The sequence below is a fragment of the Paenibacillus ihbetae genome (genome assembly GCF_002741055.1).
GTDB lineage: Bacteria > Bacillota > Bacilli > Paenibacillales > Paenibacillaceae > Paenibacillus_AQ > Paenibacillus_AQ ihbetae.
The window spans coordinates 6,379,960-6,404,211 of the sequence record NZ_CP016809.1 but is presented as its reverse complement, the minus strand read 5'-3'; the positions used below and the strand labels follow the sequence as shown (position 1 = coordinate 6,404,211).

General features: G+C 51.1%; 20 protein-coding genes. 2 read left to right on the top strand and 18 right to left on the bottom strand.

Annotation, left to right across the window (positions count from 1 at the left end):
- The 15 genes from BBD41_RS28715 to BBD41_RS28645 form a co-directional block, all read right to left on the bottom strand.
- On the bottom strand, positions 1 to 2,415 hold the full coding sequence (locus tag BBD41_RS28715; protein WP_099480144.1) for a DUF5682 family protein: 2,415 nt from the start codon (positions 2,413 to 2,415) through the stop codon (positions 1 to 3).
- A complete protein-coding gene (locus BBD41_RS28710; protein WP_077566472.1) occupies positions 2,412 to 3,515 on the bottom strand; it encodes an AAA family ATPase in 1,104 nt (367 codons plus the stop codon). Before BBD41_RS28710 ends, BBD41_RS28715 begins: the two co-directional genes overlap by 4 nt.
- A gap of 127 nt (positions 3,516 to 3,642) precedes the next feature.
- On the bottom strand, positions 3,643 to 5,478 hold the full coding sequence (locus BBD41_RS28705; protein WP_099480141.1) for a HEAT repeat domain-containing protein: 1,836 nt from the start codon (positions 5,476 to 5,478) through the stop codon (positions 3,643 to 3,645).
- Between the two features lie 59 nt (positions 5,479 to 5,537).
- Positions 5,538 to 6,974, bottom strand: a complete 1,437-nt coding sequence (locus tag BBD41_RS28700; protein WP_099480139.1) for an SWIM zinc finger family protein — start codon at positions 6,972 to 6,974, stop codon at positions 5,538 to 5,540.
- 693 nt (positions 6,975 to 7,667) lie between these two features.
- Positions 7,668 to 8,861, bottom strand: a complete 1,194-nt coding sequence (locus BBD41_RS28695; protein ID WP_099480137.1) for a phosphopentomutase — start codon at positions 8,859 to 8,861, stop codon at positions 7,668 to 7,670.
- A gap of 1 nt (position 8,862) precedes the next feature.
- Positions 8,863 to 10,026, bottom strand: a complete 1,164-nt coding sequence (locus BBD41_RS28690; RefSeq protein WP_077566476.1) for a YhfX family PLP-dependent enzyme — start codon at positions 10,024 to 10,026, stop codon at positions 8,863 to 8,865.
- Between the two features lie 4 nt (positions 10,027 to 10,030).
- Complete coding sequence (locus tag BBD41_RS28685; protein ID WP_099480135.1) at positions 10,031 to 11,137, bottom strand: aminotransferase class V-fold PLP-dependent enzyme; 1,107 nt, start codon at positions 11,135 to 11,137, stop codon at positions 10,031 to 10,033.
- Positions 11,134 to 12,066 carry a phosphotriesterase family protein gene (locus tag BBD41_RS28680; RefSeq protein WP_099480133.1) on the bottom strand — a complete coding sequence of 311 codons (933 nt, stop codon included), beginning with the start codon at positions 12,064 to 12,066 and terminating at the stop codon, positions 11,134 to 11,136. The genes BBD41_RS28685 and BBD41_RS28680 overlap by 4 nt, the downstream gene beginning before the upstream one ends.
- Before the next feature lie 12 nt (positions 12,067 to 12,078).
- Positions 12,079 to 13,374, bottom strand: coding sequence for a YhfT family protein (locus BBD41_RS28675; protein ID WP_189636028.1), 1,296 nt, complete (start codon positions 13,372 to 13,374; stop codon positions 12,079 to 12,081).
- A gap of 31 nt (positions 13,375 to 13,405) precedes the next feature.
- On the bottom strand, positions 13,406 to 13,762 hold the full coding sequence (locus BBD41_RS28670) for a DUF2620 domain-containing protein (protein ID WP_077566479.1): 357 nt from the start codon (positions 13,760 to 13,762) through the stop codon (positions 13,406 to 13,408).
- A 27-nt stretch (positions 13,763 to 13,789) separates the two neighbouring features.
- Complete coding sequence (locus BBD41_RS28665) at positions 13,790 to 14,134, bottom strand: PRD domain-containing protein (RefSeq protein ID WP_099480131.1); 345 nt, start codon at positions 14,132 to 14,134, stop codon at positions 13,790 to 13,792.
- A gap of 18 nt (positions 14,135 to 14,152) precedes the next feature.
- A complete protein-coding gene (gene yhfZ, locus BBD41_RS28660; protein WP_077566481.1) occupies positions 14,153 to 15,070 on the bottom strand; it encodes a GntR family transcriptional regulator YhfZ in 918 nt (305 codons plus the stop codon).
- A 505-nt stretch (positions 15,071 to 15,575) separates the two neighbouring features.
- Positions 15,576 to 16,478: an RCC1 domain-containing protein gene (locus tag BBD41_RS28655; RefSeq protein ID WP_099480129.1), complete on the bottom strand. Its 903-nt coding sequence runs from the start codon at positions 16,476 to 16,478 to the stop codon at positions 15,576 to 15,578.
- 91 nt (positions 16,479 to 16,569) lie between these two features.
- On the bottom strand, positions 16,570 to 17,484 hold the full coding sequence (locus BBD41_RS28650) for a class I SAM-dependent methyltransferase (RefSeq protein ID WP_099480847.1): 915 nt from the start codon (positions 17,482 to 17,484) through the stop codon (positions 16,570 to 16,572).
- Positions 17,485 to 17,646: 162 nt separating this feature from the next.
- A complete protein-coding gene (locus BBD41_RS28645; protein ID WP_099480127.1) occupies positions 17,647 to 18,546 on the bottom strand; it encodes a LysR family transcriptional regulator in 900 nt (299 codons plus the stop codon).
- 146 nt (positions 18,547 to 18,692) lie between these two features.
- Here BBD41_RS28645 and BBD41_RS28640 point away from each other — a divergent pair, with 146 nt between their 5' ends.
- Entirely contained in the window at positions 18,693 to 19,712 is a 1,020-nt protein-coding gene (locus tag BBD41_RS28640) for an alpha/beta fold hydrolase (protein ID WP_099480125.1), read from the top strand.
- A 122-nt stretch (positions 19,713 to 19,834) separates the two neighbouring features.
- On the opposite strand, the gene BBD41_RS28635 is transcribed toward BBD41_RS28640, so the two are convergent.
- Positions 19,835 to 20,482 carry a uridine kinase family protein gene (locus tag BBD41_RS28635; protein ID WP_099480123.1) on the bottom strand — a complete coding sequence of 216 codons (648 nt, stop codon included), beginning with the start codon at positions 20,480 to 20,482 and terminating at the stop codon, positions 19,835 to 19,837.
- Between the two features lie 286 nt (positions 20,483 to 20,768).
- Positions 20,769 to 21,314: a TetR-like C-terminal domain-containing protein gene (locus BBD41_RS28630; protein ID WP_077566487.1), complete on the bottom strand. Its 546-nt coding sequence runs from the start codon at positions 21,312 to 21,314 to the stop codon at positions 20,769 to 20,771.
- Positions 21,315 to 21,546: 232 nt separating this feature from the next.
- Between BBD41_RS28630 and BBD41_RS28625 the strand changes: the two genes are divergently transcribed.
- Positions 21,547 to 22,587 carry an NAD(P)-dependent alcohol dehydrogenase gene (locus BBD41_RS28625; RefSeq protein WP_099480121.1) on the top strand — a complete coding sequence of 347 codons (1,041 nt, stop codon included), beginning with the start codon at positions 21,547 to 21,549 and terminating at the stop codon, positions 22,585 to 22,587.
- A 156-nt stretch (positions 22,588 to 22,743) separates the two neighbouring features.
- Here the strand turns inward: BBD41_RS28625 and BBD41_RS28620 are convergent, their stop codons facing one another.
- On the bottom strand, positions 22,744 to 24,018 hold the full coding sequence (locus BBD41_RS28620) for a histidine--tRNA ligase (protein ID WP_099480119.1): 1,275 nt from the start codon (positions 24,016 to 24,018) through the stop codon (positions 22,744 to 22,746).
- Positions 24,019 to 24,252: the final 234 nt, after the last annotated feature.

Sequence of the window (24,252 nt, the reverse complement as noted above, 5' to 3'; positions counted from 1 at the left end):
TTAAAAGTCCCCAAAATCGAATTCATTCAATTCATCAAGCATCTTATCCTCTTCCTCCTTCAGATCCCCGGTCAAAATTTCTGCCGCCTGCTCTGCATGAACGCCCCACAACTCACCCAGCGTCTCGGCGATCATCGTTTTTTCGTGCGGCGAGAAGGAGCTGAACGCCCGGCGCAGAAATACGAGCGCCCGCTTGAATTGTTCATCGTCCAGCGAAAGGATGTAATCGTTCAGCTGCTCCCACAGGCTCATTCGAGACAGCAAGGCGTAACGGTTACGCATGGACAGCCCTTCGAACCAGCCTGCCCCGAGGTCGGACGGAATGCCCGGCGACAGCCGTCTCGACACTTCGGCAGCGCATTGTTCTGCATCCATCTCCCCTCGTTCCAGCAGAAGGGCGCAAGCGAAGCCGGAAAGCTTCGGATTACGGTCGTCCCGCTCGGACAGTTCATTCAGACCGGCTAACCAGAGCGGCACATCGACAATTTCGTCATGCTCCTGGGCGATCCGGTTCAGGTCACCCATGGCGGCGACCATGCCGTACGCCGCCTCGTCGCTGCAATTAGCCGAATCGGACAGGTACAGACAAGCGCGATAGAAAAGCTGCTCCAGCAGCGGCACGAGAGGTGCAGTATCCGCTCGGCGAATATCGCCGTAGGCGATTATGCGCGACAGCTCGGCAGCAGCGGCTGCGATCTGCGCCACGTCACGGCTGTCCGCAGCCAGCGACTGCAGCACGCGGCGTCCGTCCTCCATTTGGGCGGTCATGCCGCAGCGGACGGAGACGCCGATCAGCTCGGAGGCCTCCGCGATGGAGGTGCAGCCTTCCAGCTTCTCCCTAAGCCGATGAGCACAGGCAATCTCGATCGTTTCGCCTAGCAAGGTGGACTCGATCACCCGGATCTCAGCCTCCGGGGTCCATTGGATAATCCAGTCCTCGGCCCATACAGCACGGTCTCCGGCTGCTGGACGGGAACGCACAAACGGAATCTCCAGCAGTTCCAGCCGCCGGAACAGGAAGGATCGGTGCAGGTCGAGGAATGCCGCCTCCTGCGACGTTACCCGGCGATTCTCGCGCAGGTCAAGCGACAAGTCCGTTGCGACGGCGGTCTTGTATTGGGTCAGCTTGAGCCGCTTCAGCTCGCGGTTCAAGTCGTCCTGCAGCGGCGTTTGGCTGACGCCTTCGGCCAGGGAGCCGATCTCCGTCCCGACGTCGACGCGTGCCAGCGCCTCGGCCACCACCGACAGCTCGCCGCGGCCGAGCAGCGTTTGGGCCGCGTCTCGCAGCTCCATCAGCGTCGGTGCGCTTCCGCCGTGCAGCGAAGCCAGCCCTTCGGCCAAGCGCACGGCTTCAATGACCTCGGCAGTGGAGCGGTGCGTGCCGGATGCCCGCAGCAGACGGGCAGCACTCGAGAGGTATAGTCTCGACAGCTCCTCCGGCCGCCCGTTCTCCATCGCCTCCCACATCATCTGGTAGTAATGCGGAGCGGCGTTGCCAGCCCCGTAGCCTGACAGGCTGGACAGCCGATAATACGAATACGGCATCAACGTCAGCTTGGTCCGACGCGAAGGTATCGCTGCCAGTTCTTCGTCGCTCATCGAACCGGACGAAGGATATTCCAATGCAGCTGCATGGTACGCGCCACAGACGACCACGATCTTCGCAGGATCATGTCCCGATTCGATCGTTTTCATAATCTGCCGCCGCATATAGGCTTCCCGCACTTGGTTGTATGCGAACTCTTCCGGTTGCTCGGCTCGCTCTCGCGCTTCACCGAGACTTCGTATCTCTGCGGAGAAGGTCAGGATGGCTTCCCGGTACGCGTCCGAATTGGCGTTGTGCTCATAATGCCGTTCCCAATAAGATTCGTAATCGTGCTCGCCGGCCAATTCGGCGATCCGTTCGTAAACGGAGCGTTCCGATAGCGAGTTCTCGGGCCCGGCTGTCGACGTGCCGGTAGTTGGCACCATTTCCTGGGCTGCTCCCTGAACCAATGGCGACTCGCTGCCCATCCCTTCCGGCACAAGGCTCTTCCGGCGAGCGCGTTCTACCTCATTGCGCCGCCGCCGATCCTCCAGAGCGATTGCCGCGTCCGACGGCAGATCGATCAACTCGCAGTGTGCGCCGTTCTTGGCTGCCCACCGCATCGCCTGCAGCTCCGGCGAATAGATGGCGAACGGCCACAGCGCTGTCCGCACAGGCATTTCATCCGTAAAGGCCAGCACGGCCACAGGCGGCACGGACAACGGATGGATCAGGTCGCCGATCCGATCCGTCGCATCCGATGGTCCTTCGATCAAGACGGCTGTTGGCCGGACTCTGTCAAGATACTCCAGGAGATGGCGGGCACCTCCGGGGGAGAGGTGCCGGACGCCGAAGACGGAGACCCGGACGTCTTCCGAAGCGGTCTTCACTCGTTCAACTCCCTGCACGCCTGATACAGTCCGCGCCACTCCGATCCCCGTTTCTTCATGACGTTGTCAAGGTACTCCTTCCAGACCAATTTGTCTTTGTCGTCGTCTTTCACGATGGCACCCTGCAGACCGGCAGCCAAATCTTCGTCTGTTAGTTCGCCGCTACCGAAGCTCGCCGCCAGCGCCATGCTGTTGGTGAGTAGCGATATGGCTTCAGCGGTAGAGATCACGCCCCCCGGAGATTTCAGTTTCTCCTTGCGGTCAAGCGTCATGCCGCTGCGCAGCTCGCGGAAGATGGTAACAACCTTCAGCAGCGCTTCGTCTGCCGGAGGAGCCGCCTGCAGCTGATACGAAGCGGCGATTTCGCCCACGCGCTTTTTGACGATGGAAAGCTCAGTCTCCAGATCGGAAGGCGACGGCAGTACAATGATGTTAAACCGCCGCTTGAGGGCGGCGGACATCTCGTTGACGCCGCGATCGCGCGTATTCGCCGTGGCGATGATCGAGAAGCCTTTGCGGGCACTTGTCTCACTGCCGAGCTCTGGAACCGAGACGGTCTTCTCGGACAAAATGGAGATCAGCGCGTCTTGAACTTCTGAGGCGCAGCGCGAAATTTCCTCAAAACGGGCGATGCTGCCACTTTCCATCGCGCGCATGATCGGGCTTCGTACCAACGCTTCCGGCGTTGGGCCGTTCGCAAGCAGCATCGCGTAGTTCCACGAATAACGGACCTGTTCTTCGGTCGTCCCGGCCGTGCCCTGCACGACAAGCCCGGAATTTCCGCTGACGGCGGCCGACAGGTTCTCGGACAGCCAGGATTTGGCCGTGCCCGGCTCGCCGATCAGCAGCAGCGCGCGGTCGGTGACGAGCGTCGCGATCGCCATTTCAACCAGCCGCCGATTGCCGATGTACTTAGGCGTGATATCCAATTTGCCGGCTTTGCCACCGGTAATATACTTCAACACGGCGCGGGGCGACATCTGCCACCCCGGGGGAACCGCTCCCTTATCTTCTTTAATAAGCGCTTCGATTTCATCTCGGTACAGCTGTTCCGCCGGAAGGCGCATGGCATCCTGCGCTTGCTTATTCGCTAACGTCATATCACGTTCTCCTCTCGATAATGAATCTGTTGGTTAAAGGATTTGCACTCCAATGCTGCCGTTTTTAATCCGGCAACGACCTTACGGACCAGTCCGTAGCAGATCGGTCATGTCTTACATGCGCCGGTTATACCGAAGCAGCCCGCCGGCGGAGCGCATGAATAATCTCTTCGAGCTTTTCTTTTAAGCTGTCATACCGGACATCCTTAAGCAGCGCCTCCAGGCGGTCCGCGCCTTCCGCAGCCTTATGATCGGGGACGCGAAGCAGCCGCTCGCTCTCCTCCTCATACATGCTGTACGTGCGTTTCCAGTCTTTACGCTCCATCCATTTCATGAGAAGTTCAAATTTGGTGTCTCCATCCGCGTCGCACGCATCAAGCGAGGTGAAAATATAGTGAGCTTCATGATGGTTTGCTTTCTCCATTGTCCGCTCAATATACGGCAGCAGCCTCGGATTACCGGGAGCAGCCAGCGCGGATACCAGCTGCAGGTCGTCGCGCTCGATGAGCCAATCGAGCCAGCGCGGATCCCATTCCGCCTCGATCTGCTCCTGCGGCAGCCGGATGCGGACATACCCTTGGTAGGAATATAATTCATCTCTAAGCGTATCCAGCAGCGCTTTTTGGGCCCGCTGGGATTTTTTCGATACAACGGTTTTAAGGCGTCCCCAACCGGAACCGACGTACTGATCATACAGCTCAGCTGGTGTGAGCCTCCGCTTTGACGCATGGAAGGCGTAGGGCAAATAAATCGGGTCCTGCTCCTCCAGACGCTTAAGCACATCCAGCGCCTCATCTGTATCCGTATTTTCAAGGTAGGTTGCAGCGTGCCTCAGGATGCGAATGCAGTCCCCTCCATGGAGCCTTCCCAGCGCAGGGTAAGCCGACTGGTTCCCCGCCAGATCCAGGTACAGACGCTCCAGGTCGGGATGGCGCGCATATTCGAACGCAGTCAGGAACGGCTCCAGCTCACTCCACTGCTTTTCTTTCGCCTTCTTATCCACCTCGCCAGCGTCTTCCTTCCGAAGCCGCTCCTCGAACAGCGGAAGCAGCATGTCGATCATTTCGGCGGAGGGTGCATAGCCGATCGCTTCGGCCGCAAGCAACGCATCCTTCCCCTTGAACGCATCGTACAGCCGGTCTCGAGCCGCTTCCGAGTTACAGACCGCCAGTGCTCTGAGTGCGCCTTCCCGGACCGCCTTTTTCTTATCCTGCGACCACTCCAGCAGCCGTTCTTCATAAGCCGGGTGCGGGCCCAAGCAGGCGATGGCCGCGGAACGAATCTTATCAGCCCCTTCCTCGGCCGCATGGACAAGCCGTTTCAGTGACTGGGCGTCATCCGGATCGACGCCAAGCTCCCTTACAACCTGCAAGCGCCGTTCTTCCTCACGCCCGCCTTGAATATCCATCTCAGACAGAAGATATGGCACGATGGCGCGGCCGTAGCTAGGCAGAATGTTACGGGCGGCGAAGTCCGCGATTTCCGAATACGAATCGCCGAGCGCCTTCATGGCAAAAGGAAACAGCCGCAAATCACGAAACAGCCCCTGCTCGTACGCCGACGTCACAATTTCATAGCGGCCTCCCCCAGATTCAGACAACGCGTTCTGTACCTCCGCTAATTGACGGTACGAATGCATTGTCGTCAGCTCAGGCAGCTCGTTATCCTTCTCCCGTTCTGTTACAACCTGTGTTTCTGCTGCCGTGGCTCCCTGCGTCGACAGCACTGAATTCAGCAACAACGATACGTCCTGAAGGCGGACCGCTCTCGCTTCCGGTTCCGAAGGGCCTGTCAGGGCAGCCACTCCTTCGGCCAGCTTTTTGAATACAGGCGCCCGTTCCCCTAGCTGTTCCAGCTTCGGCTCCAGCCGTTTGAGGCGGAAATCGTCAGCCGCCAGGTCGCTGCCTGCTATATATAGTCGGCGCAGCTCGCCTTGAAGTTCCTGCAATAAAGTCGTGCTCATTCGTTTCTCCTCCCGATTCCCCGTTTTCCATATTGTTTCATGGCGCCGATGGCAGACGATCAGTACAGCAGCCGGGCGATCCGGCCTCCTTGCAGGACCGTGAGCGGCTGGGCAATGAGCCTGCCTGTATCCATCCGGTGCTCAAGCATGACAAGCACGCAGCAGTCGGCCATGAACGATGAATCGACCAGCGACAGAAGCTGCGTCGAAGCCTGCGGCAGCCGGTTCACGTCGCCGAGCTGCAGCGTGTTACCCGCGGAATCCATCAGCGCATATTCGCCGTTTTCTGTGGACGCAATTTGAGATACCTTTAGCAGAATGACCGGCGAGCGGTCGGCCAGCGGATCTTTCAACTGGTTTTTAACGGCCTTGACCGCTTCGGGAATCGATGCCCATGCGGCGGCATATGCAGCTTCCAGGTCGGCGTGTTCCATCGTGCGAGGCAGAATCCCCTCAAAGCGCACCCTTGCGTTCATGCCGCCAGGATAACGATAAAGCTCGGCGATTTTCGCAACGTCGAAAAAGCTGTCTTCCTCCTTCATAAACTTTACCGCTTTGAACGGCCGATACTGCATGGTACGGTGAATGCGATCGCTGCCGAGCTCCAGCCAGAAACCGGTGTCCACGTATTCCCGCCGCGCTTCATCTTTGTAGCTGTAGAAAGCGAGCTGAAGCAGCTCGACGTTCTCGCTTATCCGTCCAGCCTCTTTCAATTCAGCCAATTGCCAGGCGTGACCCAGCCACTCCTCGATCGTTGACTCCGTATCCGGCTTCAGGTCGGGGTCTTCATGCTTGGCCTGCAAATATGACCTGCCCTTCTTGATAAAAGCGTGCAGCAGCGTTAACTGCTCCGCCGCATATGTATAACTGCTCTCGCGGTCATGCTCTTCCAGGAGCAGCGCGAGCCTGCGCAGCTCGTTCTCCGCCCCGGTCAAATAGCTGCTGCCAAGCCGCTTGGCGTGCTCGTTTAAGCTTTTAACCGTCCGGGCATCCGTTGTACCTAGACCACCGCGCACCAGTGACAGCACGAGCTTCTCCAGTTCATCCAGCGCTTCGAGCTGCTTCGCGATCTTCTTCTTCAGCGCACTTTTGTTGACTTTCTTCGGCTTATCGGTCAGTTCCCCGCTTTCCCGTTTAGCCTTGCTTTCCTCCCGCTTCTCCGCTTTCTCCCGCTTGGACGCAATGTCCTCCGGCACAGAGCCCTTCTCGAAGCTCAAGCCATCTGCGTAGGCGTACATCAAACCAAGCGCATGCTTGCACGGAAATTGCCGGCTCGGGCAGCTGCAGCGCGCGACTGGGTCGTCCGGCGCGATAAAATCAACGGAGCAGACGTAATTGGATTTCCCGCTGCCCAAGCACTCCCCGAACAGCAGGTCTTCTTCCTCGGATACGTTGAGCTTAATAAACTTGCTTTTCTGTACAAGTCCCCGTCCATTCTTGGCCGCGGCCGCATTCGGTGCAAGTGAATCGATGTAAGATGCTGTCAGTTGAAGCAAATGAAACGTCTCCTTCCCTGTGATTCCTCTTCCAATGAAATGAATATTAATCTTTGCAGAGCTGTATGAACACTTGATATTCTCGCTAGTAATTAATTTGCTATCCGCATTCTCTAATTTCATAGACAACGATAGAATGCAGTATCTTCTCCGAACGATTGCGCTGCATAAATCAGCCCACAACTATAATGAAAACTTTTTATTCGCGAATAATATATGTAGAGCGCCAATGCATCTTATCGTAACGAACTTGTTCCAATCACATCCCTTCTGCTTCAAAGGCAAGGTAATCCATATTCATCCATTATATCAAATATTGATCTATTGCAGATAACCGATCATTGGGGATGCTGTGCACGGCCAGATTGCTCGCTGCCGAATCCGGAAATAACCCCTTCCCTTCCCACCTAAACAGGCATCTTCTCTCACGCATATCTAAGGGAACATCGCAGCATTTAGCCTGAATTAACGGAGCCGAACAAAACACAAAAAAGCTTCCGTGAGGAAGCGTTTTGTGTTAGTAACTGAGCTTCGCGTTGCTTACGAAAAATTCCTCCGCAAATATCAAGCCTTCCAATCGCTTACAGATGGGAGCTCTTCGACGAGGGCATTCCTTACCGGGTGCCTCTTCCGGCGCGCGGTGTATTGATGACTGCTGGACGATGCTTAGCGTCGACGCTCGCAGGACCGAGCTTACCTCTTTAGGATCAACGGTAAAAAGCTGGTCCCGTATTCGGGAGCTCCAATCCCGGCATACTCCGCCATCGTGGCTGCAATATCCGCCATCGTGCTCCGTTCACCGATGGATACCGGCTGAATCTGCTTGCCGACAATCAGAATCGGCGTCTGCTCCCGCGTGTGATTGGAATGACCGATCGTCGGATCATTGCCGTGATCGGCCGTAATGATAAGCATATCATCTTCCCCCATCTCAGGTATGAAGGTTTCCAGGAACCGGTCCGATGCTTCGAGCACTTCCTTATACCATTGGCAATCTTCTTTGTGACCGGCTAGATCGGTCTCCTGAACATTCACCAGAAAAATGGCATTCTCCTCGGCCTCCAAATACTTCCGGCGGTATGTTGCCAAGACGTCTTTCGTCTCCACGACCGGATCACCGAACCCGCCGGCCTGAATGACGTCTGCCGTTTTACCGATGCGGTATACGGGCAGCCCGCATTCCTCGGCCATATAAGCGAATTGTTTTTCAAAATCAACCCCGTAACCGAGATGCACCACCTGGTAGCCTTCGCCGTATACGTTGGCCTTGGGCGCGTCCACCCCCCATTGGCCCGGATGTCGTTCCCTTACAACCGATAGAATCGTATCGATATCGGTCTTTTTATTACCGAATACGATCACCCGGCTTGTTTCCACATGGGCGCGGACGACTTTTCCGATTTTCACGACTTCTTCAAAAGGCAGCTTATTCAAATCTCCGACGACATTGATAATGTTGCCGAGCTGAGATTCGAGGTTATCGCCTACAACGACGGCGCCTTCCACCAGCAGAACCGTTGCTTCCGCAATAGGGAGCTCTACCCGATATCCGGCTGCCTCCAGCGCAGACCTGATCCTTGGACCGATCTCCGACATTAGGCGCTGGGCCGGCATCCCGGGCTTGCTGCCCATCAGCTCCTGATGTCCCATAAAGGTATCGGCCCCGTAATGAGCCAGATTGCTCCGGCCATAGGCCCCGAGCGGCTCGCCGGCATCGTCCACCAGCTTGCCGAGCCCTAAGCGGTACAAGACCGGAATCGTAAGTGGCACCGTTTCCCGAATATGGTTATACGTATGGGCATCCACATCCTCGGGCTTAAGCGTCCGGCAATCCCTCATTGCGCCAATACCGAAACCATCGAGTACAAGTAAGGAGAGTTTTCCCATGTTACATCCCTCTTTTCTGGAAATGAACCAGTTCCGGCTTGAGGCTGTTCACTCCTCTTACATAAGCGACATGAGCCCGGGTTACGAAAATTTGCGTGCGGAACGCATAGATCACGGTATCGCCGACCTTCATCGGCTGCTCCCGTTCCAAGCATCCGTAGTAATCGATATTTTCCGCCGAGTATTGGCTGACCTTCGCCTTTTGGAACGTAATATCGCGCGGGGTTGAACCGTAAAGCGCCTGCTGCATATGCGACCTCGGATAAAATCCGCCGGCTATCGTATAGGCGTATTCGTCGTCCATGTGGGAAATCTCCGATGCATAGACGATGCTCGGGAGTTCGGGAAGCCGATCGTTGAATGCATGAAGCGGCGTCGTGCCTGTCAGGGCATGACCGGGCTCGCCATGGGTGACGCCGTGTCGTTTCAACAGCGGGATGGTGTGACAGCTCGTCGCGCTTGGAGCATTCACTTGCCGAATCTCAATGCCGTGCGTCCGTAGGGTCTCCACGGCGGTCAGAAGCGTCTCCAGATTCGGCGTAAATGCAAAATCCGTGTTCTCGGCGTTGATTTGCAGCACTGGAAAGCTGGTCGCCCCCGCGATTCGGATGCCCTTCAGCTTCATCAGCTCCGGGAGGAGCCGCTCAAGCTCATGGAGCAAAAATCCGCCGAATTGGCCGGGGAATATCGCATCGCCGGGACGGATGACTCTCAGAATGACATCTTGTACCCGTCCAAGTGCCACAGCGGCTTCCGACAATTGGACCGCCCGTTCAAGAGAGAACAAGGTGACCACTTCGGGCTTGATCTGGCGCAGCACATCCGCCCATTGGCTTTTGCTCGGCTGTACAATATGTCCGATGTTACCGATGCGGCAGCCGGCTTCGGACAGGGCATAAGCTTCATCGATGTCCACCGCCACCGCTTGCCTGATTCCGCATTGTTCGATCAGCTTTCCGGCATAACCGCTTCGGCCAATTTGTTTGGTCATGTAATAGAGCGTCATGTCATACTGTTCCGCCATTTCGGAAAGAACTCGGGCGTTATGCATGAGACCATCCGCATCGATTACATACGTATTGGCCGGTATATCCCCCCTCTGGTGAAGGATTGCCGCCGTACGAATCAATCCCTCATTCCGTTGTAAAGTCATATCTACAAACATGCAGTTACCCCCTAAATTCCTGCAGAACATTTTCTAAGATGCGGATAACCGTATCTGCCGATGCTTTCATCGGATTGATGCGCAGACCATAATCCCTGAGCTTGGGCTCGCTCTCGAGAAAGCTTCCCGATACCCGGTATATCATCGGAACCAGCTCAAAGCGCGATTCCGCCCCTACCGGATAAGTGGCCGCGCCATAATGGGATGCGCGCTCGATAACCGCCGAGGCAATCGGCTGCTCCAGCTCAACGATGACATTCTTCGACTGCGAATTGGTGATATAGGCCTCCTTGATGCCCGCTACTTCACCTACTGCCAGACGCTGGCACAGTTTCTCTACCTGCTCGTTTTGAATCGCCAGCATGACGGGGGCAAACACCATGCTGCGCAGCAGCTCGTGCGCTTCGTATCCCTGCACTTGTCCACCGCCGGAGTAGTTGCGCTCGTGCAGTTTCTCGATCCCTTCCCGTTTGCCGATAATCACGCCGATTCCTTGGGGTCCCATCAGCTTGAATCCGGAGAAAGTGGAATAGTCAGCCCCATATTCCGAACCGATACCAAGCATTTTCATCGCGCAGTAGTTATCATCCACTACGATCGGCATATCGGGACGCTTCTCTTTCACGAGCGTGATCAGGTCCTGGAGAAGATACGTATCCGTAGGCTGCTGCCGCGCATGCTGTACATAAAATACCTTGGAAATCCGATCGTTCTCGAGCAGCTTCGCCACGGCATCCATGTCATTAAAGTCGGCTTGGGACTGCCGCAGTCCCATTAAACGAAAGGTTTCCTTGGTCGTGGTGTACATCGGTGCCGTGTGTACGATAACCGAATCCCCAGGCTCGGCCAGCACGCTTAATATCCCCCGGATCGCCCCGGTGCCGCTGCCCCGCACCAGCGCGCAATGCTCGCCTCCAAACGTACGGGCAAGCACCCTCTCGACGCGGGCCGTAACAAGCGGCCTGTGGAACTCCGGATGCAGTCCCACATCGCCGACTTGGAAAAATTCGTTGTTCGCAAACTCTCTCGTAATTTCATCGATCAATGTAAACTGCAGCTGCTGAGCTTGCTCCATCGTGCGGTTTTTCAATACCGATTGTTCATATTTCATGCTGACATGTCACCCGCCTTTCGAATACTGAAAGCCCGCTGCGGATTGCCCACCAGCAATTTGTTGATCACTTCATCCGTGATTCCCCGTCCGCGCAGGGCAGGTATGAACGACCTCAATACCACGTCATAGCCCTGTCCACCAAACGCTCGCAAATGCGATTTTCGCGTCAGGTCGGTGGATAACAGCAGACGGTTCTCGTACCCATGCTCGATAAACTTCAATAAGGATTCCAGGCGAGCATTGTCGCTGCGGTAGTTTTCCTTGCCGATCGTATCCAGCGCGACGTAAACGCCTGCCTTCAGCACCTCGAGCACCACTTCATCCTGCTCGTTCAGATCCTGGTGACCGATAATCACCTGATCCAGCGGCATCCCTTCAGCAGTAAACAGCTCGATCTGCTCCAGCGCACAGGTTCCCAGCGTTGTATGCGTGGATAACGGAAGCCCGGTTTCCTTGGCCGCGGCGACGGCTCCGTGGAACAGCTCCGTCTCGACCGGTTTGAATTCGTTCAGGCTGCTGCCGATCTCGCCGATTACCCCCGGTCTGATCCCCGTATCCGCGATACCGGATCGAATCTCTCGAATCATCCATTCGGCGAATTGATCCCGGTTCCAATGCTGCTTCTCTTCGGGAATGAAAGGGTCTTTATAACACCCCGTGCTAGCAACAATATGAATATTGGAGGCTTTACTAATCTCGACAAGCTTACGTGCATCCCTGCCCATTCCGTCGTTGGTCACCTCGATGACGGCACGGCCGCCATAGGCGTAAAAGCTTTTCAGATCATCCATAACAAGCTCCGTGTCTTGCAGGCAGGTATCCTCGTTCTTCTTAATGCGGCTCAAATCCACGTATAGATGCTCGTGACAGGCGCATACGCCAAGCTCCTCCGGTTGTATGGGCCCAAGTACGGTCTGGATGTGCATTTCTCTCTCTCCTTACTGTGGTGGTGTATACAATCCAAGCAGAACCAGTATGTTCCCGAGAATACCGACGGCGATAGCTCCCACAGGACCTACGGCCATCCGAACGATCGGACGTCCCGCCGCCTCATTCAACAGATAGAAGCCGGCAATTCCAAAGTAACCGAGCCCCGGCACGATGGCATTGGCTGCATTCGCTCCCCCGATCAGAAGCGCGACCTCAAGAACGCGGGTCATCGAAGTCCGGATGCTTTCGCCCGAGGCGCGGATACCGGGGTACCGATCCAGAAATTTGGCCATTTTGGACAATAACTGAATTTCCAGGAAGATGACAAGGGCGCCGAGCAGCGCTGCAACGAGCGGATTCGGAGAAAATATCCCCACTCCGAATACGAACGTAAACCCGACTGGGCCGAATACGCCGGTAGCGATCGCCGTACTGGCGATCAGCGGGACAAATCCAATGGCTTTGGCCAGGGAGGCAATGCCGCCTTCCGAGATTTTTCCGTCAGCCAGCAGGCTCAGCGAGATCGGATCGCCGGCAATTAGCAGAAGATTGGTGGCTGCCGCGGCTAAACCCCCGCTGATCATGACGATCCACGAAAACTTTTTAATGCGTGTCACACGATCCGTAAACATGGAGGCGAGCGTGGAAAGGCTCTGATCCTCGGATTTTTCCTTCATCGCAAACGTGATAAGAAACGCCATGCCCACGATCAACGCGATGCCTTCCGGACTCAAAACAACCGGCGTGCCGTCAATTTGAATAAGTCCTTTTGTGTTGCTGAAAACAACGAGCTGTCTGGCCAACGCCGCCACCAGAAAAGCAATGACGCCTTTTTTGATCGAAAATTGAAGCGCGATGGCCAGGGCGGGAAATACCATAAAGGATACAACGACGGGCTCGCCAATTTTGTTGAATCCGTCAATAAAATTAAGCGGCAGCATTTCAAACGCCTTCACAACTGCCTGAAGTCCGAAATAAATACCAGCCCCGTACACGCCGCCTAAAACTCCGGCAGCAGCTGTGCTCAGTTTGCCTCGTTTGAAAGACAAGCCGATGATATCCGTCCCGAGCAGAATGCTATGGATTAGCAAAATGCTGCCTGATATCGAAATGGGGATTCCATAACCGATCACGAGCCCAAAGCTCATGGCAAAAGCGGTGACGCCAAGCTCCTTCCGGCTCATCCGCCCTTCAAGATTTTCAGGGACGATCGGTCTAAGACCGTCATTAAATACGGCGATCCCCAAATTGGCCATAATTGCAGTCACGATTCCTAGCCCGATTAACAATAAAGCTTCCAGCATACGATGTCCCCCTAATCATTTGACGTAACGCTTACTTGGTAAGTGCTTTCATAAGAAGCTCCACGGCCTTCTCTTTATGGTCACCGGTAAAACCGAATGCTTTTGCGCCTTGCGCGACGGCCTGATCCACTTTCTCCTGCGTCGGCGGCTGCCCCGGCATGGATATCGTAGCGCAGTTCGACTTGCCTACCATTGCGATGGCCATGGCCAAAGCGCCGCCTCCGCCGGTATAACAGGCACCCACATAATAATCCGCTTGTCCCATCTTCAGAGCCATTGCGGCCTCCAAATCCGATTTAACGGTTACTTCTACGCTCGCTCCGCCGTGCTGTTTGACCAAAGCTTCGATTTCTTTCTTTTCCACTTGCCCGCCAATCACGATTTTCATAACAATTCTCCTCTTTTCATATGTTTTTTACATTTCTGAAGCGTTAACAAAATGCATGATCAGATACTGTCTTTCCTCATCCGGAAGCTCGACGTCCATCTGGGATTCGATCCACTTTACATTCTCTACAGCTTGGGGAAAATGCTGAGAGCATCTGATTTCCTGCATGATCTCTTCAGGGGGAGCGTTCAGCTCCTCGTCCCGCTCGATCCGTGTGACGGCCATCCCCAGATGCGTCACCAGCTTTTTATATCGCTTCTCATTGTCCGGCTGTACAAAATTTTCAATCGTGGCCTCGCATAGCTTCATGGCACCGGGTGTAATCGTATTGGTTGAAAATAAAATATCAAGTCGTTCCCTCAAAGCACTCACGCTTCTCCACGCTCCCTGTCAGTATTTCGGAATGAGCACGCCAAGCTCCACCTGTTTCTGAATCTGCATGACATGATCGGTTGAGATCTGGTTGAACATAAACTCCATTTTCTTATTGTTCTTGTTTATGACGCACACAGCCTGACTCATTTCTTTGTCCATTTCCAACGCTTCCTTGGAGGATAGCTCGGACAAAAAGAACGAACCTTTGTCGATTTCATCCACATTCCAAACCATAGCGTCAATCGACTTGGCTTTTAAATGCTCCAGCAAATGCATGTAGTTCAGGTTGATGAGCTCGACATCCTTGTCCTTTACTTCAAGATTCGTTAATACTTGCTGGTCGATCGAGTAACTGTCGATGCCGATTTTCATCCCATCCCGGATTCCGTTTGTTTCCTCCGCAAAGACAACCGCATGACGGGAAACGTATGAACCGCCTCCAAATTCCTTTACAATAACGAGATCATCCGATTTGCGGATCGCCGACATCGCGGCATATTTGGATACCAGCGCGAAATCATATCGGCCACCAATGACATTGTCCAGACGAACGGTCGCTCCGCGCATAAAAGCACAGTGCAGAGGGATCCCGATTTTTTCGAAGCTGGCATGCATTGCCGTAGCCAGTCCCTCGTATTTACGGGAGTACGGAAGCGGCATAACGCCGATAATGCTGCTCACCCCGCAGCATTGAAGCAGCAGGTCCATGTTTTTATTTCGGAGAAAGGTGCCGAGATGACCTCTGGACTCTAGCGTAATGCATTGGCTTTCCTCCATTTTTTTCAAAACATTTTGAATCGTGCCACGGCCCACGCCATATTTGCCCGACAACTCCTCGATTCGGGGAATCCGGGAATCCAGTTCGATAAAGAGGAGCTCTTCCGCTAGGCTTTTAAGAACGACGCTGCTTTTCGAATTCAATCCTTGAATCACGATTTCGGTTCACCTCCTCAATATACAATATTCTGTATTTTGTATTTGCACACATCATACCATCGCACTTCATGGACTTCAATACTTTTTACTAAATTTAAGTCAACTTATTTCACATCAACCTCGGGAGGTGTTCGGTCAACTTTGATTGTTAATGCGTTTTCATACGGGGTTTTGAGCATTTATCCAGGGATTAGGGGCCGTTTCGGCTTTTCTGTTTGCAAATGTTGAAGATATTGTTTTCTGAAAATTTCACGGGTTGTCATTATATATAACATGTCCTGATATTCCTTACATGGTTCACAGCAGGAGATCGGATACAACAAACCATGGGAGCAAATGGACCTGAACTGCCTCGTTGTTACTTAATCAATTTACGATTTTAGCCATGTTCCAACTGATGCTGGACAAGACCTAATATAAATAAACAAAAAGAAAGCCGCATGTTATGCGACTTTCAAAGGAAAACGTCGATCCCTTGCTTCACCACCTGGTAATGGATCCCTCAAAACGATCTGCCAGGCAGTTGGATGCCCTGCCAACCGGTAACATCGCATTGGCCGGTACGATTTCCACCAACAGCAACCACCGTGCCGTCCGATTTAAGACCGAGCGAATGAGTGCAGCCTGCCGCAACCGCCACAATATCCCGCCAGTCGCTTACATTGCATTGGCCATGCTCATTCATCCCCACAGCCTCTACTGTGCCGTCCGATTTAAGGCCAAGCGTATGATAACTTCCCGCCGCGATGGCGACAATACCACGCCAGCCGCTTACTTCACATTGACCATGCTTATTCAAGCCCACTGCCGACACGGTGCGGTCCGATTTAAGGCCGACAGTATGAAGGTAGCCCGCTGCTGCAGCCACGATGTCACGCCATCCCTCAACATCGCATTGGCTGTAGCGATTATTACCTGCAGTCACGACCGTACCGTCAAATTTAAGACCAACGGTATGCCAGTCACCCGCTGCAACAGCCGCAATATCGCACCACCCGCTTACATTACATTGACCCTCATTATTCCGACCTGCAGCAACCACCGTACCATCCGATTGAAGGCCGAACGTACGGCGCCAACCTGCTGCTACTGCCGCAATATCCCGCCATTCGCTTACATTGCATTGGCCGTAATTATTCCAGCCCACAGCGACCACGGTGCCATCCGATTTAAGCCCGACGGAATGAGCTCGCCCCGTGTTCGTCGCCATATGAACATTACCGACCGCAACCGCGACGATATCGTGCCAGCCGCTTACATCACATTGGCCGTCTTTATTATCCCCCACTGCTGTCACCGTCCCGTCCGAACTAAGAGCAACGGTATGACGGCGACCCGCCGCAATGGTATGTTTAGGCCACCGCTTCACCTCTAGCACGGCTTCATTCGGTAAAGTAAAGTCCATGTTTTACCTCCTTGAACATAAGAAATATTCTACTGTAAAAACGTCTCTTTACGTGCAAATGCCGCGCAATCGGACTTCAGGGCTTAGCATCTTATTTCTTTACGGCGTGAATAAAGTGGATGGTCTCGAATGCAGATAAATAATCCGTCCGATCGCGGAAGAAAAGCTCCTGGATCTTTGTTGGCGAGAGATGTTCATAAATCAACAAACCCGATCTTTCCAGTAATTTTTCGATTTTTTGATAAGAGAAGCATGCTTTCATCGGTTCTCCACTTGCTGCAGCCATTTTCACCATATTTTCAACGCGATTAAACTTTCCTTTTTCTACGAAGAAATTCTCATCCGCATAATCAAAAACGATCGAGCTTCCTGATGGGACATTGGCAAACAATTGATGCAGCAAGGTTTCATTTTCTTCTTCAGATAGGTAGTAGGAAACGCCCAAGAGGCTGAAGAACGTTTTTTGGTGTTCAAATCCTATGTTTGATAAAGATTCATAGGAGAACTGCGTGGTAAAGTCTGTTGAAACAAAATAAAGATTACTCGGAATATTGAGTTCTGCAGTCTCCAACCTCTTCTTTTTCATCTCCTGAGTAGCCGGGTGATCGATTTCAAATACATTTAAGCTGTGCTCCAGCTCCGGGTATCGGAAACAGAATGTGTCCATGCCTGCTCCCAGTATGACATACTGTTTGACACCTAGCATGATTTCATTGAGCAATACTTTTTCACAATAGGCGGAGCGTGCTAGGGAAACCGGGGAAAGCTGGATCTGTGTGATCCATTTCAAAATTTCAGCTGGAGCCTCTTTAAATTGCTGCCCGATCTCACGATTGAAAAACTGTATGCCATTAATCATGTTTTTGCTGATTGCCGAGAATTCTTCTTCGGATATCAAACGGTTTGCCATAAAATCATCAAAAATTATCGGTGTGTCATATTTGCTGTGATATGCCCGGCCAAAAGCCGATATCAAGGACGTTAAACTGGATTCATTTTGTTTCATGCTTTGTTCTCCCATAAAAATAAGATTCCCCTGGCCAGGAGAATCTTATTGTAAATCAAATGTTTATGGATGTAAATTATAGCATAAATAAATAATTTTGTCAAGTTTTTTCACTCGCAGTCCGCTTCCCACGTTTTCACCTTAGCACCTAAGATATACTTTTTAACTCTCCTCCTCTATAGCCATAAGCTCCCTGGCTGTCTCTATGAAGGATAATATGATCGGTGAAAGCCACTTGTCTTTATGCCATAGCATCTGTGTATACACGTGCAAGTCGGGAATTTGCCAAGGAAGTGCAACAAGCTCCCAGCGTTCAACCTCGGCTTCTACGACGATTTCAGGAAGAAAAGCAATGCCGATACCCGTAATTGCGCATTGTTTAATGGCTTCGGCACTTTGAAACTCCAAATACGTAATGCTATCAATGCCCTCTTTCTCAAATGACCGGTCAAACATGGTTCGATAGGGACACCCTTTTTCATTCGTCAGGAACACTTCCCCGTGAAAATCCTCTAACTGCAGCTCCGTTCGTTGCGCTAGCGGGTGGTCCGGAGCGGCAAACAATCGGAACGTTTCTTCCAGCATCGGCTCCACTGCAAGTCCGCTTGAGCGAATGGGCTCGTCCAACATAAAGACGACATCCGCAGTTCCATCAAAGAGCGATTGCTTGAGTTCCTGATTGGGAACGGAGCGGAAGATGAGGCGCACACCCGGATGACGCGAACGAAAACGTTGAAAAACTGCGGGAAGCCGATAAGCGCAAAGAACCTCGTTGGCACTGATCGTCAGGATACCGCTTAAGCTTTCATTGTTATGAACGACGCTGCGAGCTTCGTCCAATTGGTTCAGCACGCCTTCGATATGCGTCAAAAAGCGTTGGCCCGCCGTCGTGAGAACGAGTTGCTTGCCCAAACGGTCAAACAGACGAACGCCAAGCTCATCCTCCAATGCTTTTATTTGCATCGTGACGTTGGAGGGGACATAGTTCAGCACTTCCGCAGCTCGACTGAAATTTAATGTGGATGCAACCGTGCGGAACGTATTCAGTTGACGCAATTCCATCCTCCGATCCTCCGTTTACTGTCAAATTTATTGAACATAGCTTTGAATTTCAATCACTTTTATTGAGAGTATCACGGATCTATACTAACAACAAGAATTCCATTCTTATATCTAGGATTACATTTCTGAAGGGAGCAAACAATACGATGGATTATGAAATTTTTAATTTGGGCGACGTTGCCTTGCAGTCCGGGGTGACGCTACCAAACGCTTTTCTTGCTTATAAAACCTATGGACAATTGAATGAAAAGAAAGATAATGTCATCGTCTATCCTACGGCTTTTGGTGACCAGCATGTTCAGAATGAATGGTTGATTGGTAATGGTATGGCGCTCGATCCAAGAGACTACTTCATTATCGTTCCAAATCTGTTGGGCAATGGCTTATCCTCGTCTCCCAGCAACACGCCTCCCCCATTCGACCGGGCTCATTTTCCGCAGGTAACCATCTATGATAACGTTAATTTCCAGCATCGGCTGGTGACCGAAGCATTCGGCATTGAAAAAATCGCGCTCGTCGTTGGATGGTCCATGGGAGGCATTCAGGCATTCCAATGGGGAGCAAGCTATCCCGATATGGTGGAGAGAATTGCCCCTTTCGCCGGCGTTGCGAAGACCTGGCCTCAAACGTATGTGGTCTTGGAAGGAATGAAAGCCGCGCTTATGGCTGCAGTCCGCTTCGACTCCCATCAACTAAACGAGTTGACCGCTGCTGACATGCGCGCCGTAGGCCGCGTCTATGCGGGATGGGGCTTATCGCAGGCGTTTTACAGGGAGGAGCTTTATCGTGAGCTGGGATTTGATGCATTGACGGATTTTGTGGCTGGCTTCTGGGAAGATAGCTTTATGCAGATGGATCCGCACAATGTTCTCGCCATGCTATGGACAGGGCAACATGCAGATATTAGTGCAAATCCCACCTATAACGGAGATTTCGATAAGGCGCTCAGAAGCATTCGAGCACTTGCCTGCGTCATGCCAGGGAGCACGGATCTCTTCTGCCCGGCGGACGATAACGAATACGAGGCGAAGCGTATACCTAATGCTGTATTTATGCCGATCGCGTCGATCTGGGGACATTTTGCGGGTCGGGGAATCAACCGTGCTGATAATGAGTGGATTGATGACAATCTTAAACGCTTATTAGCGCTTCGTAAGAACGGATAGTTTAACAATTACTTGATCGATCCATTTAATATGTGATCGTACTTGCCGGGCCTGCCCGAAGGCAGCCAATCCTGGATTGGCTGCCTGCTTGTTTTATAAATGTTCCTTGATGAGTCGCACAATCATTTATTAATGCTCCCTTTTTCAAGAATATAGTCTTCGTTGGAATTCTTTATGACCAAGTCAAAGTTACGATGATAAGGATGCATAAATAGATCATATTGAATTCTTCGCTCTTCATGCGATTTTCTTAAATAATGGATATCCGTCCCTCTTTCAGCAACATCACGACTGCTCCCTCTCAAGAGCTCGGTTTCCCCATCCGTATATAAGTAAATTTTCAGATCATACAGATTGGGATCCGTAAAGGCAACGGTCATGCCCTCCACGATATTAATTTTCTTTTCAGAAGAGACCAACACACTCTTTGTGAAGTTCGTTCCTATCGTATAAAAATCCAGCCCGTCTCTCAACATATGAATGTCTCTTTCTAATGCGAAAACATGATGAGCGGCAGGATGACAAGCCGTCATTTTCGCTTGATGCTGTTCATTCCTGTATTCGTAGTCTATTAACGTGTATTTCCTAAGTTGAGAACCGATAATATAAGGATCGGTGTTGATGTAATTTACGCTGTCATGCCCCAGAAGCTTTACAAGATTATGGGCAAACGTTGTTTTCCCAGACGCGCCATGACCTGATATCCCAATGATAACTCTGTTATCTTCTCCTCTAACCGAATTGGCTATGGTTTGTAAAATAAGGTCCATTTCCCCCCCCATTTGCTTTTATTATTTTATGGTCGATATTTTACCATACGTTCTTTAGTTTTCTGTTCAACTAATCTCTCCGTTCGTGTTTGGCGATGGCATAATTTTGAATGGCTTCTTTGAAGCACGAGATCGTTTCTTAAAATACAAACGGTACGCAAAGCATACGGGATTCCTAATGGAGAGAGCATCCAAAGGCTCGGGAAAGTAGCTGCTTGGATTTATACCTGAAGTACATTTCAGTTAGTTCCTTTCAGTTAGTTCCAATACTCACTTGATGCACCCGCTAAAGAATCCTCTCTAATAAGTCCCCCACTTTTTCTGCCATTACCCGCGGTGGGTAAGGCATCTTATTCTTGAGCCACCATTCCACAACGCCAACATAAGCATTGGCTGCAAACTCAACTACAATATCTTCATTTTGACCTAGATTTTTACCTTTGGTGATATCCACGTCTTTTTTAAACTCTTCGATATGATGCTGGACAAACCGGCTGCGGAAATATCGGGCTCCTTCACTCGCCAGCATTGTCGAAAAAAACAAGTAGTTCCGTTCAAGATATTCCATGCAGTGTACCGTTCCTTCAATCCAATCCAGATCGGCTTCAGCTTCGCAAAGATCACTCATGTTCTTGACATGTTCTTCAATGATCTTATCCAGCAAATCAAATTTGTCCAAATAATGAAGATAAACCGTCGCACGGTTAATATTGGCGCGATCCGAAATTTCCTGAATGGTAATGCTGTCGAAATCCTTTTCGGCCATCAATTCAAGAAATGCCTTTTTAATGGCTTCCTGGGTTCTAATTATTCGGCGATCCACTTTTACCAAAATTACCCCTCCTGCATTCCATGAGATCATCGACAATTTTTATTGATTTGTTGTTTAAACAATAAAATCGATGAAATTAACGATTTATAAGCCTTGTCTTCCATTTTCATATATTTTAAATTATAGACAGATGTCGTGAATGCATCAATCGTAGTTTTATTGCATCCTTGGCAAACATGATGAGGCTTCGCCCAAAAGACTTCTAGATTCCAAACCATAGGAGGTATTATTCATGATAATTGCTAAAGCAAGAGCTGTGGATGGTCCGGACAAACCGTTTCGAGCTGCTGAAATACAAAGACGTGATCTTGATTCGCACGATGTGCTGATTGAAATTAAATATGCCGGCATCTGCCATTCTGACATTCATACGGCTCACGGTGAATGGGGACCTGTGAACTATCCGCTCGTACCTGGACATGAGATCGCGGGAATAGTCACGGATGTTGGCCCGGAGGTCACAAAGTACAAGGTAGGCGACCGGGTTGGGGTCGGCTGTATGGTGGATTCCTGCGGCGAATGTGAGAACTGCCGTAAGGGCGAAGAACAATACTGCCTTAAAGGAAATGTCCCCACCTACGCCGGCGTTGACAAATACGGCGAGCCTACACAGGGTGGATATTCTACCCATATTGTTGTTACCGAGAACTTTGTAGTCCGAATCCCGGATAACATCGCGCTTGATGCAGCTGCTCCATTGCTTTGCGCAGGAATTACGACATATTCGCCGTTGAACCACTGGGGTGCGGGTCCGGGTAAAAAAGTAGCGGTGGTTGGTATGGGCGGTCTCGGCCATATGGCTGTCCAAATAGCTCATGCCATGGGTGCCGAGGTGACCGTTCTCTCGCAATCCTTAAAGAAAAAAGAGGATGGGCTGCAATTGGGCGCGGATCACTACTTCGCCACAAGCAACCCGGAAACTTTCGAGAAGCTTGTGGGATCCTTTGACTTAATTATTAACACGGTCAGCGCCAAAATCGACATGGACGCATATTTTTCATTGCTCACGCTTGACGGAACCTTGGTTAATGTCGGTGCTCCCGGCGAACCTTTGTCCTTGAACGTGATGTCGCTCATCGGTCATCGCCGTTCGTTCGCCGGATCAATGATTGGAGGTATTCAAGAGACTCAGGAAATGTTAAACTTCTGTGCCAAGCATAACATTTCCCCTAGGATCGAAGTGATCTCAGCGGACCAAATTGACGAAGCTTACGAACGCGTATTAGCCTCCGATGTGAAATATCGCTTCGTCATTGACACTAGTACGATGTAAGGAATGGATGTGTCCGAACGTTAACTTAATACCCTTATCGTTATTTATTAACAATGCCCCCATGCTTCATGGGGGCATTGTATATTGAAGACAGGACCAGATTTTATCTCGCTAAATCTTATTGATATTCTTATTGACTGTGTGAATTTTCGGCATTCATATTTTCAAAAAGTCTATTGCTTCAGTGACATTTACGACAGTTTCGGTCATTTCATTCATGTCTTTTAATCTTAGGTTACCAGCCGAAGCCTCATTCTCGCCAATAAATATCACATAAGGGATGGCTTTTGATGAGACACTTGCAAGTGATTTTTTCAATTTCCGTTTACTATTGTCTATTCGTACCCTTATCCCGCTATTCCTTAGTTCGGCCGATACTCTTAGTGCCTCAGCGATTGTGTCCCCAATGGGTATGACAACGACTGAAGGTGGCTTTATTGGAGTGTTGCGGTTACTCATCATCTCTATGATCGATTCCATACCGAATGAAAGTCCTACTGTGGGATATCGAACGTCTTTTTTGCCGACCAACTGCCCAATGATGGAATCATATCTGCCTCCCCCGCCTAGGCTTGACTTATATGAATTTGTAGCATCGAAAATCTCATAAACCGTGCCTGTATAGAATGATAATCCACGTGAAAGAAATGGATCAAATTTGCAGATTCGCTCTAATCCCAGTTTCACGATAAGCTCTTGGAGAGCCACCACTTCTAAGGCACCTGGATATTTCTGTATTCCACACTTGCCTGATATTTGTTCAAACGTTGGGTTTTCTATAGCAATTAACTCTAATATTTCACTAATTGATGAGGTATTCAGCCCTTTGCTTTCGAGTTCCTTGATAATATCCTCCCTTCCGATTTTATTGATTTTATCGAGAGTCAACATAACGGTAAGTTTTTTTTCAGGAGAAATACCGATGGATTCAAGAACTTCGCCCAAAAATCGTCTGTTGTTCCATCGTAGAACTATTGGTATCTCCAATCTTTTAAACGCCTCAGTGGCTAATTGCATTAATTCTGCTTCTGCCTCGGGGCCTACTACACCAACAACATCCACATCACACTGTATAAACTCGCGTAAGCGTCCTCGTTTGACAGGTCCATCCCTAAAAACTTTTCCGATTTCGTATCTTTTGAACGGAAGCTCAATGCCTGGGTTAAGCGCAATTACTTTTGCAAAAGGAATCGTCAGGTCATAGCGGAGTCCGAGGCTCCGCTTACCTTGATCGGTTAATTGGTACATTTCCTTTAGTATTTCATCACCACCCGCATATTTCGATGTTAAAAGATCGAGCTCATTCAATACCGATGTATCCATTCCATCAAAATCATACAACTCGAATACTTCCTCGAGGGTTGCTTGAACATTTTTTCGGATCGCTTGCTCCAATCCAAAATAATCGTAGGTACCTTTAACATTTTGCATACCATCGTTCTCCTTTCTTTTTTGGAAAATAAAAAACGCGCCGGACCTCATGGTCCTGCGCGTTTGATATGCCGCAGGGAGGCCAACGCGAGAAGCGTTAGCCCGCCCTGTTGTTTACAGGTGTGCTAACGCTGTTTGTGATGATGAAGTTGATTTATCATGATTGAATACATGGCTGATCTCCTCCAAAAATCCTTAATTATGGAAACTATAACAGACTCTGAAGTCCCATGC